The 1,706-nt window shown below is 58.8% G+C and carries 2 protein-coding genes and 1 pseudogene; 2 read left to right on the top strand and 1 reads right to left on the bottom strand.

The window, feature by feature from the left end; all coding sequences use genetic code 11:
- Window positions 1-245, top strand: a pseudogene (locus EVC45_RS44440) (hypothetical protein); the annotation flags it as partial.
- A 327-nt stretch (window positions 246-572) separates the two neighbouring features.
- Window positions 573-1,079, top strand: a complete 507-nt coding sequence (locus tag EVC45_RS44435) for a lytic transglycosylase domain-containing protein (protein ID WP_129964341.1) — start codon at window positions 573-575, stop codon at window positions 1,077-1,079.
- Window positions 1,080-1,282: 203 nt separating this feature from the next.
- Here EVC45_RS44435 and EVC45_RS44430 read toward each other — a convergent pair whose 3' ends face one another.
- Window positions 1,283-1,618, bottom strand: a complete 336-nt coding sequence (locus EVC45_RS44430; protein WP_129964340.1) for a transposase — start codon at window positions 1,616-1,618, stop codon at window positions 1,283-1,285.
- Between the last annotated feature and the right edge of the window lie 88 nt (window positions 1,619-1,706).

Here is a 1,706-nt window from a genome sequence, read left to right as displayed (position 1 = left end):
CGCCGTCCTGTTCAATCGATAAGGTATCCAAATCTATAAAGATTATTTCGACCACGCTACCTATTTGCACCGGAGCCCGAACGAACCCGATGCTTGGATTCAAACGGTTCAGGAGCGCCGCGACCACGATTTCAGGCATCGAGTTGACGTATCGCATTCGCGAGGGCCAGTTCGATCTCGCGAAACTCGGCCTCAAGGATGCCGCTGCCCCCGCCGTATGGAATGCGGTGCTGTCCGCTCGATAAGGTCTCCTGCATATAGGGAACTTCTCAACCCGCTTGCCTATTTGCACCAGAACCGTTGCGCCGAGCCTGCTCGAAACGGGCAACCAGTTGAACGAGAAGGGTTCGGTTCGGCTTCGCCGCAAGAGCCACGCTTCGTATGAATGCGAGCCGCTTCGCTTAGGAGAGGTGCCAATACTTTGTCGTGACATATGATCTCCGGCGTATTCACTCGCTCGCCAACACATTCGAACGCCGCTCTTCATTTTGGTGCCAATCCATTTCAACTCCCGTCGCGGCTGGGCCATCGACGCCAAAGTTATGCGCTGGCAAGCGTCGTCTTTGTCGCGCATGCGCGCATACGCTATCGGCAGCATCGCGTGCGGCTGCATTATCTCGGCTCCGGCCCACGCAAACTGTTTCGATGACGCAGCAGCGTATCAGCACGTTAACCCGCTGGTCCTGCGCGCGATCGCGTGGCAGGAGTCGCGCAACCAGCCCGGAGCGACGCACCTGAACGCCAACGGCTCCACTGATTTCGGCCTCATGCAGATCAATTCGATTCATCTCAATGTGCTATCGCGCTATGGTATTACTCGCGATGCCCTAATGGCGCCGTGCAAGAACATCTACATTGCGGCTTGGCAATTGCGATGCCAAATCGTGAAATATGGCAACACTTGGGCGGCTGTTGGCGCGTACCATTCGGCGACACCCGCGCTGCGCGACCAGTACGCGCGACAGATCGCGGCAACCCTGCGCCACTGGAACATGTTGCCTGACCAGCAAGCTGCACATTGTGATGGCACTGCCGATTTGGGATGCGATAGGAATGGTTCGCGGGGACGGTTCCGGTGAAGTGTAACAACTGATTGCGGGTTTCAAGCAGACTGAAGTTGCATTTGATCAGTAATGCATATGTTTCATGAAATGCATGAGTTGGCAAGACAGGTAACGCGAAGCGGAAGTGTGATTTGCGAAGTGATCGACATGGTAACGACGCGCGCGGCCATGGCGCAATGCGCCGGCGAAGTAGCGACAGGCCGCCCTGAGGGCCGCGATCAGCTGCGGCAGTAGTGCCTCAGGTTGATCATCGTGTAGGCGAGCGTCTTGAGCGCGTAGTGCACGGCACTGATGCGTTCGAAGCGCAGCAGCAGGCGGCGGAAGGTGTCCTCCCAGGCGAACACGCGCTCGATGGTGCTGAAGCGCTCCGCGAAGATGGCCGCGTCGAAATGCCGTCTGCGACCGCGCTTCGGTGCCTTGCGCCCACGCGGGTTCTCGGGAATGTTGGGCCTCATGCCGCGGTTGAAGATCGCACGGCGGTTTTCGCGGCAGTCGTAGACGCCATCCAGACTGACGGTTGAGCCCTGCAGGTTCGCACCAATGGCGCGCGCCATGGCGGTGACATGGCGGTGAGTTTGGGCAGCGCGTCACGCAGCAGGGGTGATTCGTTGCGATTGCCCGGCGCCGTCACGAATGGCGCGA

The sequence above is a fragment of the Paraburkholderia sp. UYCP14C genome (assembly GCF_004197395.1).
Lineage (GTDB): Bacteria > Pseudomonadota > Gammaproteobacteria > Burkholderiales > Burkholderiaceae > Paraburkholderia.
This window is presented reverse-complemented; position numbering and strand designations above follow the sequence as displayed.

What these genes read in the sequence shown, in the direction of transcription:
- EVC45_RS44435 (WP_129964341.1), top strand. Translation starts at nt 573, where the DNA reads ATGCGCGCATACGCTATCGGCAGCATCGCGTGCGGCTGCATTATCTCG.
- EVC45_RS44430 (WP_129964340.1), bottom strand. Translation starts at nt 1,618, where the DNA reads ATGGCGCGCGCCATTGGTGCGAACCTGCAGGGCTCAACCGTCAGTCTG.